The organism is Saccharopolyspora elongata (assembly GCF_004348985.1).
Taxonomy (GTDB): Bacteria; Actinomycetota; Actinomycetes; order Mycobacteriales; family Pseudonocardiaceae; genus Saccharopolyspora; species Saccharopolyspora elongata.
Map to the genome: position 1 here is coordinate 1 of NZ_SMKW01000105.1, position 26,314 is coordinate 26,314.

The 26,314-nt window shown below is 67.0% G+C and carries 19 protein-coding genes and 1 pseudogene; 13 read left to right on the top strand and 7 right to left on the bottom strand.

Annotated features, from left to right (window positions below; genetic code table 11):
• Positions 1-514: 514 nt before the first annotated feature.
• From E1288_RS41480 to E1288_RS47575, 5 genes are all read right to left on the bottom strand, one after another.
• Positions 515-760 carry a hypothetical protein gene (locus E1288_RS41480; protein WP_132494147.1) on the bottom strand — a complete coding sequence of 82 codons (246 nt, stop codon included), beginning with the start codon at positions 758-760 and terminating at the stop codon, positions 515-517.
• Between the two features lie 661 nt (positions 761-1,421).
• Positions 1,422-2,090, bottom strand: coding sequence for an integrase core domain-containing protein (locus tag E1288_RS41485; protein WP_235884179.1), 669 nt, complete (start codon positions 2,088-2,090; stop codon positions 1,422-1,424).
• A gap of 520 nt (positions 2,091-2,610) precedes the next feature.
• Complete coding sequence (locus E1288_RS41490; protein ID WP_132494149.1) at positions 2,611-4,335, bottom strand: hypothetical protein; 1,725 nt, start codon at positions 4,333-4,335, stop codon at positions 2,611-2,613.
• Between the two features lie 189 nt (positions 4,336-4,524).
• Positions 4,525-6,612: a hypothetical protein gene (locus E1288_RS41495; RefSeq protein WP_132494150.1), complete on the bottom strand. Its 2,088-nt coding sequence runs from the start codon at positions 6,610-6,612 to the stop codon at positions 4,525-4,527.
• 160 nt (positions 6,613-6,772) lie between these two features.
• Positions 6,773-7,030 (bottom strand): hypothetical protein, encoded by a 258-nt coding sequence (locus E1288_RS47575; protein WP_165968545.1) that lies wholly within the window; start codon positions 7,028-7,030, stop codon positions 6,773-6,775.
• Between the two features lie 156 nt (positions 7,031-7,186).
• Between E1288_RS47575 and E1288_RS41505 the strand changes: the two are divergent.
• The 3 genes and pseudogenes from E1288_RS41505 to E1288_RS41515 all read left to right on the top strand — a co-directional run.
• Positions 7,187-7,473: pseudogene (locus E1288_RS41505) on the top strand (IS3 family transposase); the annotation flags it as partial.
• 595 nt (positions 7,474-8,068) lie between these two features.
• Positions 8,069-9,583, top strand: a complete 1,515-nt coding sequence (locus E1288_RS41510) for an APC family permease (protein ID WP_132494151.1) — start codon at positions 8,069-8,071, stop codon at positions 9,581-9,583.
• Between the two features lie 29 nt (positions 9,584-9,612).
• Complete coding sequence (locus E1288_RS41515; protein ID WP_132494152.1) at positions 9,613-11,301, top strand: amidohydrolase; 1,689 nt, start codon at positions 9,613-9,615, stop codon at positions 11,299-11,301.
• A 209-nt stretch (positions 11,302-11,510) separates the two neighbouring features.
• Here the strand turns inward: E1288_RS41515 and E1288_RS41520 are convergent, their stop codons facing one another.
• The gene (locus E1288_RS41520; RefSeq protein WP_132494153.1) at positions 11,511-12,902 is read right to left on the bottom strand and encodes an NAD(P)/FAD-dependent oxidoreductase; all 1,392 of its coding nucleotides are present in this window, start codon (positions 12,900-12,902) and stop codon (positions 11,511-11,513) included.
• 271 nt (positions 12,903-13,173) lie between these two features.
• Here E1288_RS41520 and E1288_RS41525 point away from each other — a divergent pair, with 271 nt between their 5' ends.
• The 3 genes from E1288_RS41525 (at position 13,174) to E1288_RS41535 (ending at position 14,987) form a co-directional block, all read left to right on the top strand.
• The gene (locus tag E1288_RS41525; protein ID WP_132494154.1) at positions 13,174-13,929 is read left to right on the top strand and encodes a TetR/AcrR family transcriptional regulator; all 756 of its coding nucleotides are present in this window, start codon (positions 13,174-13,176) and stop codon (positions 13,927-13,929) included.
• A gap of 146 nt (positions 13,930-14,075) precedes the next feature.
• Positions 14,076-14,354: a tyrosine-type recombinase/integrase gene (locus E1288_RS41530; protein WP_207954852.1), complete on the top strand. Its 279-nt coding sequence runs from the start codon at positions 14,076-14,078 to the stop codon at positions 14,352-14,354.
• Positions 14,355-14,438: 84 nt separating this feature from the next.
• Positions 14,439-14,987 carry a hypothetical protein gene (locus E1288_RS41535; RefSeq protein WP_132494156.1) on the top strand — a complete coding sequence of 183 codons (549 nt, stop codon included), beginning with the start codon at positions 14,439-14,441 and terminating at the stop codon, positions 14,985-14,987.
• Positions 14,988-15,140: 153 nt separating this feature from the next.
• On the opposite strand, the gene E1288_RS41540 is transcribed toward E1288_RS41535, so the two are convergent.
• Positions 15,141-17,201: a phosphocholine-specific phospholipase C gene (locus tag E1288_RS41540; RefSeq protein WP_207954854.1), complete on the bottom strand. Its 2,061-nt coding sequence runs from the start codon at positions 17,199-17,201 to the stop codon at positions 15,141-15,143.
• A gap of 103 nt (positions 17,202-17,304) precedes the next feature.
• On the opposite strand from E1288_RS41540, the gene E1288_RS48360 reads away from it, so the two are divergent.
• From E1288_RS48360 to E1288_RS41575, 7 genes are all read left to right on the top strand, one after another.
• Positions 17,305-17,682 carry an aldehyde dehydrogenase family protein gene (locus E1288_RS48360; protein WP_235884180.1) on the top strand — a complete coding sequence of 126 codons (378 nt, stop codon included), beginning with the start codon at positions 17,305-17,307 and terminating at the stop codon, positions 17,680-17,682.
• A gap of 228 nt (positions 17,683-17,910) precedes the next feature.
• Positions 17,911-19,539, top strand: a complete 1,629-nt coding sequence (locus tag E1288_RS41550) for a GMC family oxidoreductase (RefSeq protein WP_235884181.1) — start codon at positions 17,911-17,913, stop codon at positions 19,537-19,539.
• Positions 19,540-19,548: 9 nt separating this feature from the next.
• Positions 19,549-19,941 carry a gluconate 2-dehydrogenase subunit 3 family protein gene (locus E1288_RS41555; protein WP_235884182.1) on the top strand — a complete coding sequence of 131 codons (393 nt, stop codon included), beginning with the start codon at positions 19,549-19,551 and terminating at the stop codon, positions 19,939-19,941.
• A 23-nt stretch (positions 19,942-19,964) separates the two neighbouring features.
• The gene (locus E1288_RS41560) at positions 19,965-21,470 is read left to right on the top strand and encodes an aminobutyraldehyde dehydrogenase (RefSeq protein WP_132494159.1); all 1,506 of its coding nucleotides are present in this window, start codon (positions 19,965-19,967) and stop codon (positions 21,468-21,470) included.
• A 17-nt stretch (positions 21,471-21,487) separates the two neighbouring features.
• Positions 21,488-22,930: a purine-cytosine permease family protein gene (locus E1288_RS41565; RefSeq protein WP_132494160.1), complete on the top strand. Its 1,443-nt coding sequence runs from the start codon at positions 21,488-21,490 to the stop codon at positions 22,928-22,930.
• 94 nt (positions 22,931-23,024) lie between these two features.
• On the top strand, positions 23,025-24,014 hold the full coding sequence (gene speB / locus E1288_RS41570) for an agmatinase (protein WP_132494161.1): 990 nt from the start codon (positions 23,025-23,027) through the stop codon (positions 24,012-24,014).
• 207 nt (positions 24,015-24,221) lie between these two features.
• Complete coding sequence (locus E1288_RS41575) at positions 24,222-25,727, top strand: PucR family transcriptional regulator (protein ID WP_132494162.1); 1,506 nt, start codon at positions 24,222-24,224, stop codon at positions 25,725-25,727.
• Positions 25,728-26,314 lie beyond the last annotated feature (587 nt).

Sequence of the window (26,314 nt, forward strand, 5' to 3'; positions counted from 1 at the left end):
CGCTCGGGTGGGGCAGGCTTTTCCCACGTCCGCCGCAGGTCCGCGGTCAGGGACCGGGCGTGTCGGAGTTGGTGCGGGTGGCGGTCCAGCGGTCGGGACCATCCTCGGCAGCGTCTACTTTGGACTACCAAATCGGCGCGGATCTCTTTCCCGCCGCTGGGCAGGTGATGGCCAGTCAGCCGGATCACTGTGCCTTCGGCGATCGGCAGCGGCCCGTAGTGGTCGCCTCGGGCCGCATGGCGGGTCAGCCGTGGGCCCGCGAGTGTCGTCGGCATCCGCCCGAGCTGTCGGACACTCGTAGGGTCCTGGCGGAACCCGGCCAACTCCCAGAACTCCACCCGCGATCGGGATCATGCACACCAACCATCGCAGCCCTTGGATCGATCTTCCATCTTCGAAAAGAGGAATGATCAACCAAGGGCTGGTATCGTGATCAACCGGGTCGGCACTACCAGCGTCACAGGTCAAGGATCAAGCCACGGCCGCACCGGGGACGTCCGGCACGAGTGCCGCCTCATCGGCTTGCGGCCTCACTTTTCGCGCGGCCGTACCGCAGCATGCCTTCCGGCCATTGACCGAGGCCCGGCGACTCGGGCTCACCACGCCACGCCAGGTGACCGTCCGGACGTGCCAGCCACACCTCGCTGGTCGCCGCGCGGTCTTTCTTGCTGGACGGGGTGGTGGCCTTGCGCTCCAGCACCACAAAGCGCCCTTCGCCCAACTGCTGCCGGACTACGTCGATCGTTGATTCACTGCTCATTCTGGGCTCCACGGGGGTGACTTGTCGGGACCTTGCGACGACTGCCTCCGCATCACCGCGTCCATGCCTGGACCCACGCGCGAGGACGTCGGCCATCTCCGGGATCTGGTCCGGGGACAGCGGCGGCGAGCACTGTTGATCACACTTTGCACATGCCATCCGGGCGGGCCCGGGTTCGGCCCTGCTGACCGGCTGCACGATCCTGATCGGCGCGCCGGGCTCCGCGACGGGGCTGGTCGTTCTCAGGCCCTTCCCCGCGCGGACTTCGGGTGCCGCTCTTCCCGCTTCTTCCGGATTTCCTGCGAGACGTGCAGAATGTAGGTAGATCGCGATCTTGGACACAAGCCTTGGACAGAAAGTTGCCACCGCTACGCGTGTCGCCGAACGGCGCTCCGGAGGGGTGGCAGCTACCTGCCACTCCGTCACCCCCACTGTCGACTTGGTCTGCAATGGACATGCATTGGGCGGAGCTGCGCAGCGGTTGGCGTGAACTGGCCCGATCAACGCCTGTGCGGTTGCCCCCCGGCTCAATGGCCAGGTGTCACTAAGCCCGGTGTGGAGATCGTCGCCAGTAATGGATGCAGTGTGCGGATTCCTTTGAACCGGCCGATCTGCGCGCCCTGCTTGGCCCTGCCTCTGCCGAGAATCTCATCCGCCCTGGTCATGCGGCATGCCGGTACTCGTGGAGGATGCCGCCGAGGCGATCGCGCCTTCGTATGTCGAGGTGGGTCATCTGCTCGGGGGCGGTGATCGGTTGGGGGAGTGGGCATAGCGGGCGGGCGTTGGCGATGCCTTGATGGGGCCGGTGCTCGTGGTAGAACCTCTCGAACTCGCGTAGGGCGTGAAGGAGATGGCGCTGGTTCCAGATCAGCGTGCGGTCCAGCAGCTCTCGCCTGCATGTCTGCACCCATCTCTCCATGATGGAGTTCATGCGGGGCACACGGATCCCGGTGAGCACGACCTCGATGCCCGTGTCCTTGAGGATCGCGTCGAACAGCGCGGGGAACTTCCCGTCCCGATCCCTGATCATGTATCTCGCCCGGCAGCTGGCGCCTTCGAGGTCCATGACGAGATTCCTGGCGGCCTGTGTCGCCCAGGACGCGGTCGGGTGTGCGGTGGCGCCCAGGATCCGGATTCGCCGGGTGGTGTGCTCGATGACGGCGAGCACGTACAGTCTCGTTCGGGATAGGGTGATGGTTTCGAAGAAGTCGCAAGCTAGCAGGGCGTCGGCCTGGGAACGCAGGAACTCCGTCCAGGTGCTGGAGTTCCGTTCGGGTGCCGGCTCGATCCCCGCCTCCTTGAGGATTTCCCACACGGTCGAGGCGGCCACTGTGACGCCCAGGATGAGCAGTTCGCCGTGAAGTCGGCGGTATCCCCAGCTTGGGTTTTCTTTTGCCAGGCGTGTCTACGTCCGGGAAGATCGTTTACTCGCGGGCCTCCGGACCCGGCTGGCAGATGTTCTGTCGTGATTTCTGAATGAAGTTAGTTCAGTAGCTTCACACGGTTCTTTCGCCGGGCTCATCAGATCATCAAACACAGATCGAGGCTCCGGCCGGGTTGCGGTTCGGAAGCCATGATGGCTGTCCGGTACGTCTGGGAGACGTGCAGCCTGTAGAAAGGCGCAATGGGGACTGGCTCTGGGCGTCGGTGACAAGGCACGCCTTTTCGACCTGTGTGACCTGGGCTTTCAAAGATCATCACGAGCAGTGGGCGCCAGCGACTGCTTTAAGTGGCCTCGGCAATCTTACTATGCGATTTTCTAGAGAGTTGCACACTACCCGCCCGGCTGTGGCTGTCGGGGGTCGGCTGATTTTGGTGGTTTCGCTAGCCGCCTCTGTACGCAATTTGGGTCAGTCCAGATCCCAGTCGACAGGTTCCACGACGCGGACAGGAGGCCGGGTGGCCTCGTGAAATCGGAGTCCACGCGGCCCTTCGGGGTCAGCGGCGGGCATGTCGATCAGCCAGCGCAGCACCTCGTCGCCTAGCTGGTCCGGTTTCGCGAGGTCGGCGATGAGCCGTTCGGCGCCTGTCGAATCGTAGGGCGACGGCAACGCGATGCCTCCTGCGACCGCGTCTTCGACGATGGCACGGCAGATGGCGGACCAGCGTCCTTGCCCCCACCAGTTCCAGGTGTAACTGGTCGATCCACCGATCGTCAGCAGTCTGAGCGTGGCGTCGGGGCCGAGCACGTTCTCGTCGAGATGCTGCCACTTCTGCAACTCCTCGCTGACAGTGTCTCGAACGTGCGGCCATCCTTCTCCGAAGAGCTCGCCGATCTTGCGCCCATCGGGCAGCGCCCAATCGGGATCGGTCAGCGATGCCTTGATATGCGCCCAGTCGATACCGTCGAAGGCATTCACATGTTCCTCGATCGCTTTGGTGACCGCGATGTTGATTCGGGCCATCAGCACGTCGCTTTCCACGTGCCAGTCCTCGACCGCTGTGTTGTTGCGCCAGCACCAGGCCGCGATGCCGAGAACGGCTGCGTCTGGTACGGCGTCCGGCAGCACATTGCCACCGAACATGCTGACCACCACGTTGAGGTAGTTCTTCGCGTCCGGAAGCGCGTCGAGTTCGTCCGCGAGTTCCGGCACGGTGATCCCGCGATACTGCGCTGCTTCCTTGAAGATCCACTCGTGGTATTGGAAAGCCATGAACTGGCGCAGCGAGACGGTCGCGTCCTCGTAGACCTCCACTCGCGTGGCATCCAGAAGTCCCAGTTCGCCCGCTCGTCGAGCAACGCTCTGTTCCTGCTCGTTGATGTCGCCTTCCATTTCAATGACGACCTGGTCCGCCAACATGCTGAAGACTTCGGGAAGCTCGCTCGCAGGGTCCTCGTACGGCTGCAACCGGAGAGTGCGATCGTCCGGATGGTACTCCGCGGAGAGCGTCATGCAGGTCCGGCGCAGCGTTGTGCACAGCACTGGACCGATTTCCTGGTCGTACTCGGCGAAGTAGTCGTCCTCGCCTTCCTCCCATCCGGCCCAGGTCAAGCAGCCCAGGATCGTTTCAAAGCGCTCCGCGTGCTCGCTCCACTGCGCGTCGGTGGGAGCTCCCTCGTTCGGTGCAGGCATGCTCAATCTCCCGAGTACCCAGTTCGCGGCCTGCGGATCATCGACGGATAGCACGAGTGTGTGCCTGCACGGCTCCTCTGATCTCCCCATGGACCAATCGAAGAGGGAGACATCCACTTGGTGGTCCGCGCAGATTCCGCGCAACTGCTGTGCGACTTCAGCGAGCGCGTCATTGCGCTCCACGAGACGCGCACGAGCCGCCGCCCTTTCCGCGGCAGCCCTTCGCTCTTCCTGCTCTCGCCGTTCGATCCAGCGCTTCATCCTGTCAGGCGTGCCCCAGAGCTCCTGCCGGCCGACCTTGCGGCTGAGAGCTTTGCCTTTCGCGCGGAGCTCGTGAAGAACGTGCGACACCGCGGGCTTCGGCAACTCCAGCAACTCGACGATCCCTGCCGCTGTCACCAGCTCGGATTCCTCGCCTTGCTGCTCGAGCGTCCACAAAACCTGCCCCTCATAAGTCCACAGTGGATTTCCATCGATCTCGGTCCGTTCCTCCTGCGTCATGTGGCGGCGACATGCCGGAGCGGTGGCGCTCAACGGCACGGAGCGACGCACAACTGCCTTGCATGGAGCCCCCGACTTCAGCGGACGTCCGCACTTCGGCTGTTCAGGCACTTTCCCCACCACTCCTCACTGCGGACATGTCACGAACTCGAACCGGCTGGAACACTTGGGCTGATATCGATATTGATTCTAGGTCGTGGATGTCCTGGACAACAGGGAATGTACTGCGGATTCCCACTCCCTTGATGCGGAGCAGAACGAGCCGCATCCATCTGGATCAAAATCGGCCAACTTCTCGAGGGCGGAACGGGTTTTGGCTAGCTGCCAAGGTCGATCGAGATATCGGCTGAGTGCGAGCAGCTCGTGTGCGGTGCGGTAGTAGCGGAGCTGCAGGTCGTCGAGGCGCCGGGTAGCGTAACCGCCGCACACCGAACACCAATCCGGGTTTCCGCTGCCAAGCAGATCTCGCACGTGCAGGAGGTCGAAACTGTCGTCGAGCGATGCTCGGCCCGATCGTGCGAAAGAGCAGAACGGCGAGTGTCCTTTGCCCTGATAGCGGCTGGTGCCGTCGGTTGTGTAGATCTGGACGGACGCGAGGACTTCCAGCGGCAAACCCAACCCGCTGACTCGTTTGTCGGCGTTCGTCGCTGGTTTGAAAGGAGTCAAATCCAGCTGATGGGGAGTCAGCAAGCCATGCCAGTCGATATCACGGTCTGATTGCTCGTAGCGTTCAGTGAGAGTCCGCAGATCTGTGGCCGTACGCACCAGTGCGAGCATCCTGAGCCGCCGTTCGATGAAGAAGCGGTCCTGGCCGTACCTCCGATTGACGACGCTCTGCTCCCCGGCGCGGGTACCCAATGGATCTGGTTCGTCGTTCAACCCGGCCTGGATCTCATCGATCCACGGCTCGATGATCGCCGACGGCAGATCATTAGGCCCAGCCAGGACCACACCCCGCCACCCATTGGCACAGCGTTCGGCAAGGGTGCTGATGTGCAGTACCTCGGTGCCGTCGCTCGCGGAGTAGACCTGGTACACCGAGGCACCAGACCGGCGGAGCCGGTCGACGTCGCTCGAGGTGAGCATCCGTCGCTTGTTGATGGATGTGTCGTCCAGTGTTCCGGGCAGCACGCCGGGGGAGGTGGGGAGATGCGTGGCAACCCACTCGGTGAACGCCCCCAGCGGGTCGGAGCTGTCGAGTTCAGCGGCCCGCAACCCATTCGGGTTGTCGAGTAGGTGCCGTGCGACCAGATCAGGCACCGTCAGCAACACCGCATCGTGGGCCCAACTGAATGCCGTCGCATACCGGACGACAACGGCAAGTTCCCACCGGGTCAACATCTCCCATGGATCATTGTCTTCCCGACCGGGATCGTGCGCCTGAACGACAACATCGCGGTGAACCACGGGTTCGTCCAGATCTGCCACCGAGTAAATCTGGTTCGTCCAGTCGCCGATTAGCTCCTTGGTCGCTGCCATGGCAGCATCACGCCCGTTCCGCTTCCGTCCAAGCGCGGAATCCACGACGTACATGGCCTGAGACGCCATTTCGGCGGCGGTACAGCCCCCGGCCGCCGCGTCACACCATCGACGCCAGCACTTGTTGAGCACCCGATGAACGTCGTGTGAGTTCCCAAGGACGGAGAACTCCAGCCGGTCCGCCGGCAATTCCGGCTCAACCAACGACATTGCGGCTGCAGCTATCACGAGACGTTCCGGGCCGATGGTCTGGGCGATCAAAGCTCGCAGCGATTCAGCCTCGGCCTCGACCGCTGACAGCCTCGGCGCGGCCCACGAGCCCAACCACGGATAAGCGGCGACAGCAGCGTGTGCGTCCCGCGCGGCCCGTCGAGCGTAACGCCACGAGGAGTACAGCGAATCGCGAAGCTCGCGAGCTTCACTGAACTTCTCCCATAGATCGTCGTCGTCCTCGTCAAGCGGGTACTCGCCGGTCCTGAGCAGCTCTGCGGCGCGTGCGCACTCGGCGGGTGGGTAGTCGTCATCCAGGTTGCCCTGCGAGTCTTCCGGAATCGACGCGATCGCTTGCAGAAACATGCCGAGCGCGGTGTCCCGGCGCGCCCATCGAGTTGATCGCGCACATTGCTTGCACATCCGGTTCACGGTTTCCGCATTGAGCGGCATGGTCGCGGTCCGGGAATTCGGGATGCAGGAACGATCTACGTGAATCCTCGCTGTCTTGCTCTTGCCACCGATGTAAACCTCGATGTCGGTCCCTTCGAATGGACCGAACGGGATGTCATTCGTGAGAGCGCGCACGGCTGAACCCCCTGTCGCACGACGGAACTGCATGATCCTACCGAGTGGAGCAACGACGTCCATGCCACGGCACGTATCGAAGCACTCCCGGGGAAGCGAGCACGAGCGTGGAGCGCCGAGGCGACAGGCAATCCTGACGACGATGTGGGTGGGAGGTCGCTCAGGGGCGACCACCTGCCTGCCCCTGGGTGAGGAAAACCAGGTTGAATTCCCTGGGGACTTGAACCCCCACATGGGCGTGGGCTCGGGTGGCGTGCAGGGCATCGGCGGTGACCACCGCGCCGCGGTGCCGGTCCAGGCCGGGGGTGGCGATCGCGGCGTGGGCGGCTGCGGCGGCGTCGACGGGATCGGACTTGGCGCCGGTGGCGGCATGCAGCTTGCGGTGGGCGGCGGTCAGCCGGGATGGAACCCAGACCACTTCGTGGCCGGCCAGAACGCCCGCTGCACCTCACGCCGCAACGACGGCGCCCCCGGCGACTTCATCGCCGACCTGCCCGTCAACGCCTTCATCCACCCAGCCGGCCTGCCCATCAACACCTCCACGATCAAGGTGTTGCGACGACCAGTTGAATCCACCCAGTTCCGGTCGAAGAAGTTCCGGCGACTACTGCGCCGCCACCAGCTGGCCAGATCCATGGGCAGGGTCGGCGCGTGTGGGGACAACGCCGCGATGGAATCGTTCTTTTCCTTGCTACAAAAGAATGTTCTCGACACCAGGCGGTGGCGCACCCGCGAGGAGCTGCGGCTGGCGATCGTGTCCTGGATCGAGACCAATATCACCGCAAGCGCAGGCAACGACGCCTGGGCAAACTCAGCCCGGTCGAGTTTGAGACCATCTATACTGCCGCACGCGCGGCCTGACACCAGTCAACCCCGAGTGACAACCAAACTCTGGGCAGCCCCGCGCTGGTGATGTGTCGCTCGACTCGATTGCTGCCGACGCGGGGCATTCGCCGCCGTGGTTGCGATCCGTGATGTGTGGATCCGTCGGGATCCCACTGGCGCGGCTGCGGCTTGCGCGCGGCGATCACCGAACCGCCTCGCTAATCGGTCGTCGCCGTGTCCGCTGCGGGATTCGCCGACCAGGCACACCTCACGCGCATCGCGCGCACCCTCGTCGGACGCACGCCCAGCTCGCTGCGCAGACCGCCACACCGAGGAGTGAGGCTTGCCTTTTCGGTCGATGCAGCCGAAATGTGACGGTCGAGAAGCCTCCGACGCAACCGAAGGTCACATCGATTCCGTGGCAGTCCCGCGGATGCGGTTCTGGCCCCAGCTAACAGCTTCGGGATCGGTCTGCGCGGCGCCGCTCCTCGCTGTCATCAGGTGCTTCCGGCGGTCGCGGAAGATTCGCGTCTTATGTCAACACCGTTGACGCGGATGTCGGAGCCAGGTGTCATGTCGGACACCACGCAACGCGCCCGTTGCCATCCTCACACCTGCCAGGAGTCACGTGATGTCCACGTCCTCGCCCAGGTACCCTGACGGCCCAACCGCTCCGGATTCGGCCGCTCCGAAATCGATCGCCCTGCCCAAGATCCTCGGCATCGCCGATGGCGTCGCCATCGCCCTGTCGAACGTCAGCCCGGTCGTGTCGATCGGCGTCGGCCTCGGCACCATCGGCGCGGCCATCGGCGTCGCCGGGCTGCCGGCCGCGTTCCTGCTCGCGTTCCTGCCGATCGTGGGTATCGCTTTCGCCTTCGCCAAACTCAACGAGTACGACCGCAACTGCGGCACCGCGTACGTGTGGGTCGGCAAGGTGCTCGGTCCCTGGTGGGGATACCTCATCGGCTGGGTGATGCTGGCCTCCAATGTCATCTTCCTCGCCTACGCGGCTCCGCTCGCCGGGGATTACGGCCTGCAGACCCTGGTCGCCTTCGGAGTCGACGGCGTCGCGGCCCTGCACCCCGGCCCGTACCAGTTCGTGGCGACCGTCGCGGGTGTGGTGTTGCTGGCCGGCCTGACGTGGCTTGCGGCGTGCGGCGTCGACATCTGCGCGAAGTACCAGAAGGTGCTCGTCGTCATCGAGGCCGGCACTGTGGCCTTCTTCTGTGGTTGGGCGCTGCTGGACGGGGATGAGGCAGAGTTCAGCTGGTCCTGGTTCTCCCCGGCCGTCTTCCCTTCACCATCGGTGCTTGCGACGGGCTTGGTGCTGTCGGTCTACATGTACTGGGGCTGGGAGGCCACGTTCGTCGTCACCGAGGAGACCGCCGACCGGCGCACCTCGTCCAGAGGCGGCTTCACCACGCTGCTGATCGTGCTCGCGCTGTTCCTGTTCGCCGCCGTCTCGTTCCAGAAGGCGATCACGCCGGAAGAGCTCGTGGAGCACGGGGCCTCCGCGCTGCCCTACATCGGCGGCAAGCTCGCGGGGCCGGTGGGCGCGGCTGCGGCGACCGGGGTGCTGTTCCTGTGCATCGTTTCCTGCATCCAGTCCGTCCTCATCGGAGTGGCACGCGGGGCGCTGGCGATGGGACGGGATGGTGTGCTGGGAACCGTCTGGACGAAGCTGCACCCCAGGCGGGCGACGCCGGCTCGTGGAACCGCCGTCATCGCGCTGATCTCGGGCGCACTCGCCTTCGTCTCGCTGGGGCTCGGCTCGGTCAACACGATCATCGTCGGATCGGTGACCGCGGCGGGCATCCTCGTCTCGTTCTCCTACGCGCTCACCGGAATCGCGTCTGCCGTGCTCTTCTTCCGCCGCGCCCTCGGCAACCTGCGCATGCTCGTCACCGCGGTCATCGTTCCGCTGTTGTCGGGCCTCGTGCTCGCCGGGCTCGGCGGCTACCTCGCGTACTTGAACTGGACCAGCACCGACAGCTTCGCCTTCGACGCCGCCAACGGGCGGTTCCTGACCCTGCTGCCCATTGCGGTTCTCGTGCTGGGAATCCCGCTGGGCATGTGGAAGAAGTACGTGCGCAAGTCGCCGTACTTCATCCCCGGCGCGCAACGCGTCGATTCACCGCAGCACTGACCACTCCAACGCGGAAGGAAATTCCCACGATGACAACGGCGACCGACCGCCACGCAGATCTCGTCCTGACCGGAGCCCGGGTCCGGCTCGGCTCCGGCCGTTGGGCCGGTGCCGTGGCGGTCCGAGACGGGATCATCGCCGCGATCGGCGAGGAATCCGACGTGCTCGACCTGGCCGGCCGCCGCACCCGGGTCGTCTCAGCCAGGGGCGGGTTGGTCGTCCCGGGCTTCCAGGACAGCCATGTCCACGCCCCGTTCGCCGGACGCGACCGTCGGCGGCTGTGGTTGCACGACCTGGCCGGGCGCCACGCCTACCTCGACGCGATCGCCGAGTACGCCCGGACGCACCCCGATGAGCCTTGGATCCTCGGTGGCGGCTGGTCGATGGAGCACTTCCCCGGCGGCACACCGCGGAAGGAGGACTTGGACGCGATCGTGCCGGACCGGCCGGTCTTCCTGTTCAACCGAGACGCCCACGGGGCGTGGGTGAACTCCCGCGCTTTGCAGGCCGCCGGGATCGACCGGGACACCGCCGACCCCACCGACGGCCGGATCGAGCGGGATCCCGCCACCGGCGAGCCCACCGGCACCCTGCACGAGGGAGCCGCCTACCGCGTGAACGAGGAACTCGTGCCGCCTCCCACCCGGGCCGAGTGGGAGGCGGCCATCCTGGACGCCCAGGCGTACCTGCACTCGCTGGGAATCACCGGCTGGCAGGACGCCTGGGTTAGCCCCGCAACCCAGGAGGCATACCAGGCGCTGGCCGCCGACGGGCGGTTGACCGCCCGCGTGGTCGGTGCGCTGTGGTGGGACCGGCACCGCGGCCTGGAGCAGATCCCGGAGTTGTTGACACGCCGCGAACTCGGCCTGAAGGCCGGCGCTTCCCCGATCGGCGGCCCGGGGTCGGGCTTCCACCCGCGCACCGTCAAGATCATGACCGACGGGGTGCTGGAGAACCACACCGGCGCTCTGCTGGAGCCCTACTGCGATGGCTGCGGCGGTCACACCGACAACCGCGGGATTGACTTCATCGACGCCGAGCTGCTCGCCGCAGCCATCACCGAACTGGACGCGGCTGGCTTCCAGGTCCACATGCACGCCATCGGGGACCGCGCCGTGCGCAACGCGCTGGACGCCGTCGAAGCGGCCCGCACGAACAACGGCCCGTCCGACTGCAGGCACCACGTCGCCCACCTCCAAGTGGTGCAGCCGCGGGACGTCAGGCGTTTCGCGGAGCTGGACGTCGTCGCCAACTGCCAGACGCACTGGGCCCAGAACGAACCGCAGATGGACGAGCTGACCCTTCCGGTGCTGGGGCCGGAGCGCGCGGCGATGCAGTACCCGTTCGCGGACCTGCTGGCCTCGGGGGCGCGGCTGGCGATGGGCAGCGACTGGTCGGTGACGACGGCGAACCCCCTGGAACAGATGGAGGTCGCGGTCACCCGGATCGACCCGGAGAACCGCGGCAACGCCCCGTTCCTGCCGAGCCAGCGGCTCACCCTCGACGATGCCCTTGACTCCTTCACCGCCGGGTCCGCCTTCGTCAACCACGATGCCCACGGCGGCGCGGTCGAGGTCGGTCGCCGCGCTGACCTCGCCCTGCTCGACACGGACATCTGCGCCCCGGGCTTCGTCACCGCGGACAAGGCACCCCTGGCGGACGCCCGGGTGCTGCTGACCGTGGCGGGCGGGGCGGTGGTCCACGACATCCTGAGCTGACGGCGGGTCCGCCACGCGGCTCGGCCACCCGTGCCGGGCCGCGTCCTCGCGTGCCGGCCTCGAAGACCGATTCAGCGAGCCGTCCATCGGAAAGGCCCGCGGCTCGCTCCACGACCTTGCGGTGACCACTTTGGACTTTCACGCGCAGCTCGCCGACGAGGCCGAGGCCGCACAGCCGGTGACGCTGTGCGGCCTCGGCTCGCGGATCCTCAGCTGTCGAAGCCGAGGCCGAGCCGGTCGAGGGTCTGGAGCCAGAGGTTGCGGCGACCGGTGCGGTCGGCGCGGGCCAAGGACCACTTGGTCAGCGAGATCCCGGCCGAGCGAATCGGTTCCGGCGGCCAGGGCATCGGCTTGCGGCGGACCATCTCCAACGCGGTCCGCTCGGTCTGCTCGCCGGCAAGGAGGTCCAGCATCACCTGCGCGCCGAAGCGGCTCGCGCCGACACCGAGCCCGGTGTAGCCGGCCGCGTAGGCGACCTTGCCGTGGTAGGCGGTGTCGAAGAAGACCGAGAAGCGGACGCAGGTGTCGATCGCACCACCCCATGCGTGGGTGAAGCGAAGTCCTTCCAGCTGCGGGAAGGTCTGGAAGAAGTGCTCGGCCAGGATGCGGAACACCTCGGGGCGCTGGTCGTGCTCGGCGCGCACCCGGCCGCGGTAGTGGTAGACGGCTTCGTAGCCGCCCCACAGGATCCGGTTGTCGGCCGAGAGTCGCACGTAGTGGAACTGGTTGCCGCTGTCGGAAAAGCCCTGCCTGTTGCGCCAGCCGAGCGAGGCGAGCTGGTCGTCGGCCAGGGGTTCGGTCATCAGGGCGTAGTCGTACACCGGGATGGTGTAGGGGCGGTGGCGGCGGAGCGGGGAGGGGAAAGCGTTGGTGGCAAGCGCGACCCGGCGCGCCCGCACGCTGCCGTAGGGAGTGCGGACGACGACCTGGGCGCCGTCCTCGGCGATGTCGGTGGCGGCGGTGTGCTCGAAGAGGCGCACGCCGGTGTCCAGACATGCCTGTTTGAGTCCCCAGGCGAGGCGGGCCGGGTTGGCCATCGCGACGCCGTCCTGGTCCCAGACCGCGCCCAGGAAGGTCGGCGAGTTGATCTCGGCGCGCACCGCCTCGGCGTCCAGTGCGATCAGTTCGCTGCCGTAACGCGCGGCAAGCTCGGGGAGCTCGTGCAGTTCGTCGACCTGGTGGGGCTCGGTCGCGACGTGGAGTTCGCCGGTGCGCTCCCAGTCGCAGTCGATGTCGTAGCGCCGGACGGTGTCCTCGATGGACTGCAGATTCTCCCGTCCAAGTCGTTCCAGCTGGGCGAGCTCGCCGGGCCAGCGGCGCAGGCCGTTGCCCAGGCCGTGGGTAAGGCTGGCCGCGCAGAAGCCGCCGTTGCGCCCGGAGGCGGCCCAGCCGGACTCCCGACCCTCGATCAGGACGACGTCCAGCGAGGGGTCGCGTTCCTTGGCGAGCAACGCGGTCCACAGGCCGCTGTACCCGCCACCTACCACCAGCAGGTCGCAGCAGGTGCCGGAGACCAGCGCAGAGGTGGTCTGCGGCCGTCCGGGGTCGTCCAGCCAGAAGGGGGTGGGATTGGCGTCCTGGAGGGATCGCACGGGATCCATGGGGGTAGCACTCCTTCTGTGCTCGGTGGATCTCCATGACACAGCCGGGCACAGGTAACGTCAATGGTGTTGTCATAAGCCTGGACGCCGGTGGTGAGCTGGTGCGGGATTGCTGCCGGCAGGCGACTTCACGCGCGGCCGGAGGCGCCGCCGGGGAAACGTGATGACAGCTGGGGGGAGTGCTGGTGGATCCACCGAGTCAACGGCGTTGACGTAATTTTGTGGGACGCCAATACTGGAGCACCGCACGAGCCGGGCACCGGAGGTCCTGATGGCGAGCACACAGCGAGTCACACGTGAACAGCAACGCCGGCGCCGCACGCGCAGCGGCGTGCTGCTCTCCACCGACACGATCATCGACTGCGCTCTGCGGCTCAGCCACGAGCACGGCCCCGACGCCCTCAGCGTCCGCCGCCTGGGTGCCGCGCTCGGCTGCGACCCCAGCGCGATCTACCGCTACTTCCACAACACCGACGACCTTCTGCTCGCCATCGCGGACCGGCTGGTCGGCCGAGCCATTGAAGGCTTCCAGCCTGGCGACGACTGGATGGCCGGACTGCGTGAGATGGCGCACCGGATTCGCGACAACTACCAGGCCCAACCCCGGGTGGCCGTTCTCGTCGCATCCCGCGTCACCCGCCGCGAGAACGAGTTCCGCGCGGTCGAAACCGGTGTATCCCTGCTCCTGCAGGCGGGATTCGATGCCCGCACCGCGGTCCAGCACTACCACGCCTTCATCGACACGGTCCTCGGCCACGCGGCTCTGGACGTGGCCACCCTGACCTTGCCAAAGGACAAGTACGAAGCGGACGCGCAAGCCTGGACGAATGCCTACCAAGCCCTGCCCGCGGAAACCCATCCCGCGATCGCCGCAGTACGACACGAGCTGCCCAGGATGGCGGGCAGCTCGTTCGACAACGCAGTCGACCTGATGATCTCGGCCATAGCCGCGCAAGCCCCAGCCACCAAGGCCCGGCCGAGCCGGGCTATACGCGCGGCAGCGCGTGCCAGCAGGAAGTCCAAATAGGATTTTTCAAGGCTGTCGGGCGATATTGCCGGACCGTACGGGAGGTCCCGGCACAACGGTCAGGGCTTTGGATTCCCTGGCAAGAGGACTTCGCGCGGCTCCCGCTGGTCGAACGGCCTGAATCCGGCAGCCCTCACCTGTTTCTCGTGGCCAAGGGACCGAATCGGGGCCAGCGGTTGACCGCGGCCGGGCTGCGCACCACCTTCCGCTATCGCCGTGGGCTCACCGGCATCGTCGGAGGACATCCCGACGTGCTGCGACACACCTTCGGGACCGCCCTGGCCGAAGCGGGCGTTGACCTCGCGGTGATGCAGGCCGTGCTCGGCCACGCTCATGTCGACACCACCACCCGTCACATCCATTTGGCTCCGGCGCACGTGAAAGCAGGATTCGATGCCGCTCGCGATCGCCTCCTCTCCCGATGATCTGCACGCCGCCTACCTGGACTACCTGCAGCTGACTGGACGCGGAAACGCCGCCTACGCAAGGGCGGCTCGAATGTTCTTCCAGTGCTGGCCGGACCCGCGACAGTGGGCAGGGAAGCCGTTGAAGACCCGCTTGTCGATCTCGATCGGTTCATGGCTGCGGCCGCTGCCTTGGGGTTCACCGAGCGAGTTCGGTTCGCCACTGACTCCCAGGTGCCCATCCGATTGCTCATCCAAACCGGACGGTGTCTGGATCAGCTCACGTTGGCCGATCCGGCCGAGTTCACCGTGGCCTGCCGATGGGCGGGTATCTGCGGGCTGAACTCCGTGCGGTGCAACAACAACGAGACCTCACGCAGGGTGTACCGGACACGAAGAGCCGGGCGATCAGATCCGCCACCCTCGCCAGCGTCCACCTTGGTGGCCTCGGGCCACGGGATCGCGGTGCTCACCGACAAGCCGATGTTCGGGCTCGCCCCGGTCGCCATCCGGGTAGGCGAGAGCCTGCTCGCCGTGACCCTGTACGCCGGATGGGACCGGACCCACTGGGCTGGCACGCAGATTGCCATGCTCGTAGATGAAGTCTCGCAGTTCCATCGAGAAGTGCTCATGGAGAACACCAGTCACTCCTGACCGCAGCGCGAGCAGACCGAGCTCACCCCTGTGCGCATTCGCAGGGGATCTCCCCGCACCCGCGCCCCTGCCCGTGATCACCAGGCCGCCAAACCTGAGTGGTCCATACTGGATGACGAGCTCGATCTCGCGCCGCCCTCATGTGTTCCGGTGTCACCCCGTGACGCCGGGCGCTCCGTTCTCGATCCGACCGGTGGCCCTGCGTCCGAACGCCTTGTCCTGCGGGGTGGTCACTTCCACGTCGTACCAGCCCTGATCGGTCGGCCACTCGACGGTGTTCGAACCTCCGGCGGGCAGCCGGATCTCGCGCTTCGCCCCCGGTGTGTAGCCGAGGGCGCGCAACCGCAGTGTGACGGCCTCGCCTCCGGCGTTGCGCAGCTCCAGCGTCAGGCCTCCGGTGCGGGTGTTCGGTCGCGTCCCGACGTCAACCCCCGCGGCCTTGCCCGCGGCCGAACCGCTGAGCTCGAACCAGAACCGGTTCGGACCCTGCACCGCCAGCTTGTACTCCTTGACGTTCGGCAGGGTCTCGACGTGCTCGTCGGAGACGTCGATGTGCAGCGGCTCGGGGAACTCCCCGGCGTAGGAGTACACCGTGAAGTGCGCTGCCGACCGACCATTGTTGGCCAGTCGCAGCGCGAGCGCGCCGTCGGCGACCGAGCCCGACGCCGCGGGCTGGTACGGCAACGCCCGCGCGGGCCGCCTTCCCTGTTCCTGCAACGGAAGCCGCTGCTTCTCCGGCGGCTTCGGGTGCCAGCGGTCGATCGGCTCGGGAACCGGGCTCGGTTTGACCGGGTGCGGCGGCGCACCGGCGTTCTCGAAGTCGAACACCGACACCAGGTCACCGGCCGCCGTGCGGCGCCAGTCACTGATGTTCGGCTCCTTGATCCCGGTCCAGCGCTCCAGGAACCGCAGGACCGAGGTGTGGTCGAAGACCTCGGAGTTGACGTGGCCGCCGATCGTCCACGGCGACACCACGGTCATCGGCACGCGCGGCCCGAACCCGATCGGCTGGCCGTCGTACCACTCGTCGGCCGCGCTCTTCGGCGGGACCGGCGGGGGAACGTGGTCGAAGAACCCGTCGTTCTCGTCGAAGTTCAACAGCAGCACGGTCTTCGACCACACTTGCGGATCGGCGGCGATCGCGTCGAGCACCTCGTAGATGAGGTTCGCGCTGCCTACCGGCGTCGAGGTCTCCGGGTGCTCGGAGTCCGCAGCAGACGGGACAAGCCACGTCACCTCGGGCAGCTTGTTCGCGGCGATGTCATCGCGCAGCCGTCGCACGAGCGTTTCGGGCTCGCTGCGGTACATCCCGCGGTCGAAAAGCCGGCGTTCGGAGTCGGTCAGCTTCGCCACCCCGGCATCGAACTGCTTGCGCAACCGGTCCTGTTCCTCGGTGGGCTTGTCGAGCAGTGCGTAGTAGAACTCCTCGGTCGTGCGGTAGCCGCCGTCGACCCCGGCGAGGATCTTGTGTCCGATCGCCTTGAACGGCCTGAAGCAATCGAGGGCGTTGTCGTAGTAGTTGTCCCACTCCTGGTAGATCTGCCAGGACACACCGGCGGCCTCCAGCCGCTCCGGGTACGTCGTCCAGTCGTACCCGGGGTGCGCCCAGTCGTTCCCGGCATTGGTGACCACGCGCTCCTTGGTTCCCGGCTCGTAACCCACCATCCCGGTCCACAGGTAGAGCCGGTTCGGGTTAGTGGACCCGAACACCGAGCAGTGGTAGGCGTCGCAGATGGTGAACGTGTCGGCGAGCTCGTACTGCAGCGGGATGTCCTGGCGCTCGTAGTAGGTCATCGTCGCGGCGGTCTTGGCCGCGATCCAGTCGTTCATCCAGCCCTTCGCCCACGCCTTGCCGGTACCGGCCCAGCTGTGGTCGAGATCGCCGAGGTACTGGATGTCCGACACCGGACGCCCCTCGTTTTCGGCGCCCTGGCGCAGCGAGAACGGCAAGACCGAGCCGCCGGAGTCGGGCTGCTCGAACACAGTGCCGCCCTGGGGCAGCTTCAACGGCTGCCGGTCTCCGTACCCGCGAACTCCGCGAAGCGTGCCGTAGTAGTGGTCGAAAGAACGGTTCTCCTGCATCAGCACGATAACGTGCTCGATCGCGTCGAGTCCGCCCTGCGGGATCGGTCGTGCCATGGCGCGGTGCAACGACGGCGGTAGGAGGGACGCGGTGGCGGCAACGCCGAGCGCACCAGCGGATCCGGCAAGCATCCGACGTCGGGAAATCTCAGTCACGAGCGGCCATCGTTGCCCGAAAAGGCCAATCAGGATGGGCGCGAAAGTGACCGCGAGGCGAACAGGCCGTGCTCTACCAGTGAGTAGTAGGCCGAGAGCAGCACATTCCCCTTGCCAGACGGAGTCCCCTGCATTCGTCCGCTTCGGCGAGCCAGAGCAGAGCGCGGTCCGGGCCGCTCGCCGGGCCCTGGCCAACGGTTGGGCCGACACCGCGGTGCGCGAGCGCGCGGCGCTGCTGCGCCGCGCCGCGGACCGGATCGAGGAGCGGTTCGAGGAGTTCGTCGCCGCAGAAGTCGCCGACACCGGCAAGCCCGTCACGCAGGTGTGGGCCAGGTCCTTGGCCTGCTCAGGGGAGCCGGAGTCGTTGATCTGGCGCTACCAGGCTTGCACCCTGACGGTCGGCCCTCACGACAAGGCCACCCGGACCTGGCCAACCGCGCCGGAAGGTACGACGTGACCGTCGAGGCTGACGGTGACGAGCTCTTCGTCCGCCGGTTCGCCGGGTCCGTGCACGCCGTATCCCAGGGACAGGCCTCGGGTAGGAACCGCCCGACGGCTGCTCTCTTCCGGTTGTGCATCTGCTCAAGCAGTGCCGACTCAGTTGTGGCGGTTGGACCGTAGCGTCGCCGAGCCCCGCGAAAGCATTCTGGGCCGCACCGAACCGAGCTGATCGGGAGAGCGACTGGTGAACGCACAGCAGGACCACCGCGACGCAGACGTCCTCATCGTGGGTGCGGGTGCCTCCGGCGGAGTAGCGGCCCTCGAGTTGGCCACGCGCGGGTTCCGCGTGGTCTGCCTCGAGCAGGGCGACTGGGCACTTCCGGATGACTTCCCCGGGGGAAAGCCCCAGTGGGAACTGGCCCGCTTGAAGCAGTGGAACCCCAGCCCGAACATGCGCGGAGCGGCAAGTGACTACCCGATCGACGTCACCGAGAGTCCGATCGAGCCGCTCATGTTCAACGGCGTCGGAGGCAGCACCATCCTGTTCTCTGGTCACTGGGTGCGCGCGCTGCCCTCCGACTTCCGAGTCCGGACCCTTGACGGGGTGGCGGACGACTGGCCGTTCACCTACGAGGATCTGCGCCCGTTCTACGACGAGGTCACACACCACATCGGTGCGTCCGGGCTTGAAGGCGACCCGGCGTACCCGGATGCGCACACGTTCCCGCTGCCGCCACTGCCGATCGGCAAGTACGGCCTCGCCGCGGCGAAGGGGATGGACAAGCTCGGCTGGCACTGGTGGCCGGCGCCCAACGCCATCGCCTCCCGGAAGTTCAAGAACCGGCCCGCCTGCCTGAGGTATGGCGCGTGCGAGTCCGGGTGCCCGACCGGAGCGAAGGCGAGCACCGACTTCACCCACTGGCGCGAGGCGATCGCCGCCGGAGCGGTCCTGGTGACCGGGGCCAGGGTGCGGCGGCTCGCGGTCGACAACCGTGGTCTGGTGACCGGCGCCGAGTACCTCGATCGCGACGGCGCCCTGCACCATCAGGCGGCAGGCGTGACCGTGCTTGCCGCCAACGGGATCGGCACCCCGCGACTGCTGCTCAACTCGGCGTCCGCGCAGTTCCCCGACGGCCTGGCGAACTCCTCGGGTCTGGTGGGCAAGCGGTTGATGGTGCACCCCTATGCCTCGGTGTACGGAACCTACGAGGAGGAGCTTGAGACCTGGCTGGGCCCTACCGGGCAGGCATTGCAGTCGATGCAGTTCTACGAGACCGACACCGACCGGGGCTTCGTCCGAGGGGCGAAGTGGAACCTGATGCCGACCGGCGGCCCGCTCACCCACACGTTGTGGGAGCCCGGCCAGGACTGGCGCGAGGCGTTCGGACCGGCCTTCCACCGCCGGCTGCGGAGCACCTTCGGGCGCTACACCGAGTGGGGCATCACCACCGAGGACCTGCCGGAGGAGCACAACGAGGTCGTCCTCGACCCCGCGGCCACCGACTCCGACGGCATACCGGTGCCGAAGATCCGCTATACCATCGGCGAGAACACCGAGCGCATGCTCAAGTTCCACGTCGACCGGGCCATCGAGGCACACCTGGCCGCAGGTGCTACTGCGGTCCACCCCATCCCGGTCGTCCGCGACAGCGGCTGGCACCTCCTCGGCACCGCCCGCATGGGCACCGACCCCGCCACCTCCGTCGTGGACGAGTACGGCCGCGCCCACGACGTACCCAACCTCTTCATCATCGACGGCAGCGTGTTCGTCACCTCGACGGGCGTCAACCCGACCGCCACCATCATGGCGGTCGCGCTGCGGGCGATGCGCCACCTCGCCGACAACCGGCACGACCAGACCACTCCCCGCTGAGGACCTGTGATGCTCGATTCCGAACAGCGACGCACCTTCGCCGCACTCGCAGACGTACTCATCCCAGCGTCCGAGCCGATGCCGTCGGCCGCCGCAGCAGGGGTCCCGGAGGCGTTGATCGACCAGGTACTGGGCTACCGGCCGGACCTTGCCGAGGGGTTCGCCGATGCGATGGCCTCGTGTGCAGGCCAGGAGCCCGAGGCGGCACTCGACGAGCTCGCCGCACGCAGTCCCGACCAATTTCAAGCCCTCACCGTGCTCACTGCCGGCGCTTACTTCCTGAGTCCCCAGGTGGAGACCGCCCTCGCCTACGACCCACCGCCGCGCGCGGCCCACGACGACACCGACGCGTACGTCGACATGTTGGTGGACGTCGTCGAGCGCGGTTTTCCGACCGGTTGAACCCGACGAACGAAGGATCCACGATGACCGAGACGCGACCCCAGATCGAGGCGGCTCCCTTGACCGGCGACGACCCGGCGCCGGTCGGTGTCGAGCCCGAAGCGTTGCCGCACTTCGTCGACGGCGCTCGCTGGGCGGGCACCGGGACAGAAACCCATCCAGTGGTCAACCCCGCGACGGGGCGGCCGATCGCCCGAGTCATGTGCGGCACGGCGGCCGACGTCGACCAGGCCGTGGCCGCTGCCAGGAGGGCGTTCGCCGGCTGGCGCCAGAAGACGCCGAAGGACCGTGCCGATGTGCTGCTCGAGGCCGCGGCCGTGGTCGAGACGCACGCCGAGGAGCTAGCGCGGCTGGAGTCTGCCAACGCTGGCAAGCCGATGCCGCTGGCGCGCGAGGACGTCGCCGGCACGATCGACACCCTGCGGTTCATGGCCGGGGCGGTCCGTGCTCAGCAGAGCGCTAGCGCCGGTGAGTACGTCGCCGGCCACACCTCGATGATCGTGCGGGAGCCGGTCGGGGTCGTCGCCGCCATCACCCCCTGGAACTACCCGCTACTCACCACTGCCTGGAAGATCGGGCCGATCCTGGCGGCCGGCAACGCCTGTGTGCTGAAGCCGTCCGAGCAGACTCCGCTGACCGCCCTGCGACTGGCAGAGCTGCTGGCCGACGTACTGCCCGCCGGTGTGCTCAACGTGGTCACCGGTGACGGGCCGGTCGTCGGCGAGGCGCTTGCGACCCACCCCGATGTCGCGCTCGTGTCAGTCACCGGCAGTGTCCGCAGCGGCCAGGCGGTGGCCCGCGCGGCCGCCGAGTCGCTCAAACGCGTGCACCTTGAGCTCGGCGGCAAAGCGCCCGTCCTGGTGTTCGCCGACGCCGACCTGGACGCGGTAGCCGACGGCGTCGCGTTCGCCGGCTTCGGTAACTCCGGACAGGACTGCGGTGCCGCATGCCGGGTCCTCGTCGAGGAGTCGGTGTACGACGACCTGGTCGCGCGGCTGGTGTTCCGGGCGGAGGCGCTGGCTGTCGGCGACCCGGCGGAAGGGGACCACATCGAGATGGGCCCGCTGGTCACGCAGGCGCATCGCGACCGGGTGGTCGGCTTCCTGGACCGGGCCTACGCCGAAGGCGTGCGAGCCGCGACTGGCGGCAAGGCCCCGGACGGTGACGGCTTCTTCATCCCCCCGACCGTCCTGGTGAACATCCCCGACGGAGCCGAGTGCACCCGCGAGGAGATCTTCGGCCCGGTCGTGACGGTCGAGACGTTCACCCGCGAGGACGCCGCGGTCACGGCGGCCAACGGCACGCGGTACGGGCTGTCGGCGTCGGTCTGGACCGAGAACGCGCGGCGGGCCGCCGACCTGCCCGGTCGGCTGGACTTCGGCACGGTCTGGGTCAACGACCATCTCGCGTTCGCCACCGAGATGCCGTGGGGCGGCTTCAAGTCCTCCGGCTACGGGCGCGACCTGTCGGCGTACGCGCTCGACGACTACTCGCGCACCAAGCACGTGATGGTCAACCGGACCCGTTAGCGGAGGGAAGCAGCGGTATGAGTGAGCAGTCGACCGGGCGGCAGGAGCCCGCTGCGGGCATCGAGTCGGCCACCATCCAGCCCATCCCGCTGGACCAGCGACACGGCACGAACCGGGACATGTTCACGATCTGGTTCGGCACCAACATCATGATCCTGTCCATCGTCACGGGTGCTCTGGCCACCACGGTCTTCGGCCAGCCGGCTTGGTCCGCGGCCCTGGCGATCGTCATCGGCAACCTGCTCGGTGCGGTCTTCATGGCACTGCACTCCGCGCAGGGCCCGCGTCTCGGCGTACCTCAGATGGTGCAGACCAAGGGCCAGTTCGGCTCCTGGGGCTCCGTGCTGATCGTGCTGATCGTGGTGTGCATGTACCTCGGGTTCTTCATCTCGATCCTGGTGTTCGGAGGTGCGTCCCTCGCGTCCGTCATTCCGCACCTGGGGCAGCGCGGCGGCATCGTCCTGATCGCCGTCGCCAGCCTCGCGGCCACCATCTGGGGATACGGGGTGATCCACGCCTACGCACGGATCATGACCTACGTCTCGGGCGCGGTCCTGCTGCTGGCGTTCGTCTGGGCATTCGTGGTCCACCCGATCCCAGCCACCTTCTTCCACACCAGTGGCGCCAGCCTGGCCGGGTTCATGAGCGTTGTGTCGGTCTCGGCCGTCTGGCAGCTCGCCTACGCGCCGTACGTCTCGGACTACTCCCGCTACATGCCGGCGCGGACCGGAGCGAAGCCAGCATTCTGGATGAGCTACTGGGGCGCCAGCCTCGGTTCGATCCTGCCGATGTTCCTCGGCGCAGGCATCGGGTTGCTCCTGCCGGACCTGGACCCTGTCGTCGCCCTGACCAAGGCCACCGCAGGAATCAGCGTGCTGGTCGTCGCCGTGTTCAGCGTCGGCGTCGCGGCCACGAACGCGATGAACCTCTACTGCGGCACCCTGTGCACGATCACGATCGTGCAGACGTTCGCGCCGCGCTTCACCGCCCGCAGCCGCGAGCGGGCCTTGATCGCCACTGGGCTCGTTGTGGTGGCGCTAGGGGTGGCGCTCACCGCGGGCGATGGCTTCGTGGCGACGTACAACAACTTCCTGACGTTGCTGCTCGGCTCCCTGGTCCCTTGGACGGCGGTCAACCTCGTCGACTTCTACCTGGTCCGGCACGGCGAATACGCGGTCGAGGACTTTTTCCGGCGCGATGGCGGTCGCTACGGGCTGGTGAACTGGCCGGCGGTGATCTGCTATTTGATCGGGGTCGCGGTCCAGCTGCCCTTCATGGTCATCGGTACGGCGTACACCGGGCCGATCGCCAGGCTTCTCGGCAACACCGATATCTCCTTCATCGCAGGCCTGCTCATCGTCTCGCCGCTGTACTACGTCACCGTCACGGCGCTGGCCCGGCGCAAGGCGAGCGCCGGCGAGGCCGCCGTAAGCGGCGCAGAACGCGCAGCCGCAACCTGAGCGATGGGCGTGACCGAGTAGCCCGATCAACCTCAGGGTTCGTCCGGCGTCTTCTGTCAATCCACCCACCTCCCATGATCGGAGCCACCCAACGATGAGTGACCACCAGCCGATCGGTGCCCTCGAAGCCACCGTGGTCCCGCGTTTCGCCGGGCTCGGGACCTTCGCACGGATCCCGGCCATCGATGCCGTGCCCGACTACGACATCGCCGTTTTGGGCGTCCCCTTCGACGGAGGCACGTCCTACCGGCCGGGCGCCCGGTTCGGGCCGATGGGGGTCCGGCAGGCCTCGCGGCACCTGCGGCCGAGGTTCCATGTCGAGCTCGAGACCGCGCCGCTGGAGCAGGTCCAGGTCGTCGACGCCGGCGACGTTCCCTGCACGCCGTACTCCATCGACGACGCGGTCCAGCAGATCGAGGGGTTCGCCCGCGAGGTCGTCGGGAATCGGGACCGGCGCCTGGTGACCATCGGCGGTGACCACACCGTCGCACTGCCGATGCTGCGCGCCGCGCGGGACAAGTACGGCCCGATCGCGCTCATCCACTTCGACGCGCACCTGGACACCTGGGACACCTACTTCAAGGCCCCGATCACCCACGGGACGGTGTTCCGCCGCGCATTCGAGGAGGGCCTGCTCGCCGAGGAGAAGTCGATCCACGTCGGCATCCGAGGACCCATCTACGACCAGCTCGACCTCGTCGACGACGCATCGTTCGGATTCCGAGTCATCCGGGCCGGAGACCTCGACACGCTCGGTATCGACGGAGCCGTCGATGCGGTGCGGCGGCGGGTTGGGGATGCCCCGGTCTACCTCTCGATCGACATCGATGTGCTCGACCCGGCGTTCGCACCGGGTACGGGTACGCCTGAGATGGGCGGACTCTCCAGCCGTGAACTGCTGCACCTGCTTCGCCGGCTCGACGGTCTCAACCTGATCGGAGCCGACGTGGTCGAGACGGCTCCAGCGTACGACCACGCCGAGATCACGTGCGTGGCGGCCGCGACGGTTGCCTTCGACCTCATCACGCTCATGAGCAAGACCGAGGTGCGCAAGCCCGACCCGTCGGCCGCCGCTCCCGCCTGACCGGTCCAGGCGTCGCAAACGACCACCACCAGCACTCGACGACCGAGCAGCATGTCCGAGAAAACTCCGTTGTCCGACGTCCACGTGACGGCTGGTGCGACGCACCGACTTCGCCGACTGGATGATGCCGGGCGTCGAGCCCGCCGGTTCTTGCTGCGGAGCGTGCAAACGCACAAGAGCCGTCATACACCTGTGTAACGTGTGGCCATGGCAATCACGGTGGCGGATCTGCTCGAGCTGCCACACCTGCGGCTGCACCTGCACTCCGGCGCGGGCGGGCTCGGCCGGGAGGTCTCGTGGACGCACACGTCTGACCTGCCCGAGCCGTGGCAGTGGCTGGCCGGTGGTGAGCTCCTGATGACCAACGGCATGTCGTTCCCGGCCGACGGAGCCCGGCAGCGGGCCCTCATCGAGCGCCTGGTGGACGCCGGGGCAAGCGGCCTGGCAATCGGGGAGCGGATGTACTGTCCGCCGCTAACCGATGAGCTCGCCGAGGAGAGCGAGCGGCTGGGGTTCAGCATCTTGACGGTGGACTACCCCATGCCGTTCGTGGCCATCTCACAGGCCGTTGCCGCCGCGAATCTGCTCGAGCAGTCGGATCGGCTGATCCGGACCGAGCGGATCTACCACGCCATGCAGCGAATGGTGGCCCATCGAGGGGAGTCATCGGTGCTCTCCCAGGACCTGTCACAGCAGCTGGGCTGCGAGGTGCGCGTCTGCCACCGCGAGTCGGCTCAGCCGTGGTACCCGCAGGACCCGCGCTTCGACTCGGTGCTCACCGAGGCACTGCGCCAGACAACATCAGGCGCTTCCGACCTGCGTGCTGGTGCGTTTGCAGTCCCCCTGCGGGACGGGCGCGAGCTGCGACTGGTGGACATTCCGACACAGCCGAGCGCGGTGTTAGCCCTGGTGTCGATCGACCGCAGCGTGCTCGACGCGATCCTCATGCAGCACGCAGTCACGGTGCTCGCCCTGGAACTCTCGCAGTCGTTGGTCAGCATCGAGCACGACCGCCGACTGGGCGCCGAACTGCTGGCGCTGCTGATCGAGGGACAGATCGACGCGGTGAGCGGTAGCCGTCAGCTGCACGCGCTCGGCCTGGACGTCTCGCAGGCCACCCTCTTCGCAATCACCTCCGGTGATATCGCCAAGCTTCGAGAGCTGCACGTCGCGCTGTGGCGAAACGGTGTACGTCAGCTCGTCGTCCATCGACGGGGCGTGCTGTACGTCCTCTGCGTCGACAGCGATCGGGCCAACTCCGTGATGCGCGCGAACCTCGGCGAAGAGGCGCTGGTGGGGATCAGCGGCCCGATCGCTACCGTCGAGCGGATCCCCGAGGCAGCGCGAGAGGCGAGCTGGGCGGCCCGAGCTGCGGCCGGCGTCACCCCACACACCTTCAGGTACGGCGATGCCACGCCGCTGCTCGGTGTCGCAGGAATCGACGACGCGAACGCCCTGGTCTTGCGCGTCCTGGGCCCGCTCATCGACTATGAACGGCTGCACCAGTCAGAGCTCTTGCACACGCTCGAAGCGTTCCTCGACAACCAGCGCTCCTGGCGGAAGACGGCGGATGCGTTGCACGTGCACCGGCAGACCGTTCTCTATCGGATCCGCAAGGTCGAGGAGATCACCGGGCACAACGTGAACGACACACGTGACATCGCCGAGCTCTGGCTAGCCCTGCAAGCTCGCGCACTTCTTGCGGACGCCTGACTCTGGTCGCCGGTCCATGCCCGTCAGGTCTACAAAAAGTCATCCCTGCACGTCAAGCCGCGTAGTGGGGTACTCGTTGATGAGTCCATTGAGGATGCGGGTGCGTAGCAACAGCTGCGTAGATCGACCACTGGGGATGGAAGTCGCGAGGCAGTGCAGGACGTCTTCCCGGGCTGTGGGTGAGGAAGTTCGTCTTCAGCTCGAAGGTGGTGAACCCGCTGGCCCCGGTGGGAAGGCTGGTCGCGCAGCCGTATCCGCACAGTGTGCCGGCAAGTCCAATGAGCGCGGCAGCGTGGACGAACCCGTTGGGAGCGAACAACTCGGGTCGGATGGGGAGTTCCAAGCCGGTACCCGATCACATTACGGAATTAGGCAACAGATCGCACAGGGAGACCGTCACGCTCCGCGCCGTGGGAGCCCGAGGATGAGACTCCCTCGGGTCACCCGACCGTGCCCCCGGGGTAGTTGTCAAGTCAAATTGAGACGGGTTGTGTTTAGTTGACTGGTTGCTGATCTTCGGTGGGTTGGTTGATCCAGGCCGCTTTGGGTAGTGCGGGTGGCCGGGGTCGGCGGGTGAAGCGTTCGGG

Coding starts and splice junctions, on each gene's coding strand:
- E1288_RS41480 (WP_132494147.1), bottom strand. CDS start 760: ATGAGCAGTGAATCAACGATCGACGTAGTCCGGCAGCAGTTGGGCGAA.
- E1288_RS41490 (WP_132494149.1), bottom strand. CDS start 4,335: ATGACGCAGGAGGAACGGACCGAGATCGATGGAAATCCACTGTGGACT.
- E1288_RS41510 (WP_132494151.1), top strand. CDS start 8,069: ATGTCCACGTCCTCGCCCAGGTACCCTGACGGCCCAACCGCTCCGGAT.
- E1288_RS41515 (WP_132494152.1), top strand. CDS start 9,613: ATGACAACGGCGACCGACCGCCACGCAGATCTCGTCCTGACCGGAGCC.
- E1288_RS41520 (WP_132494153.1), bottom strand. CDS start 12,902: ATGGATCCCGTGCGATCCCTCCAGGACGCCAATCCCACCCCCTTCTGG.
- E1288_RS41525 (WP_132494154.1), top strand. CDS start 13,174: ATGGCGAGCACACAGCGAGTCACACGTGAACAGCAACGCCGGCGCCGC.
- E1288_RS41540 (WP_207954854.1), bottom strand. CDS start 17,201: ATGCTTGCCGGATCCGCTGGTGCGCTCGGCGTTGCCGCCACCGCGTCC.
- E1288_RS41555 (WP_235884182.1), top strand. CDS start 19,549: ATGCTCGATTCCGAACAGCGACGCACCTTCGCCGCACTCGCAGACGTA.
- E1288_RS41560 (WP_132494159.1), top strand. CDS start 19,965: ATGACCGAGACGCGACCCCAGATCGAGGCGGCTCCCTTGACCGGCGAC.
- E1288_RS41565 (WP_132494160.1), top strand. CDS start 21,488: ATGAGTGAGCAGTCGACCGGGCGGCAGGAGCCCGCTGCGGGCATCGAG.
- speB (WP_132494161.1), top strand. CDS start 23,025: ATGAGTGACCACCAGCCGATCGGTGCCCTCGAAGCCACCGTGGTCCCG.
- E1288_RS41575 (WP_132494162.1), top strand. CDS start 24,222: ATGGCAATCACGGTGGCGGATCTGCTCGAGCTGCCACACCTGCGGCTG.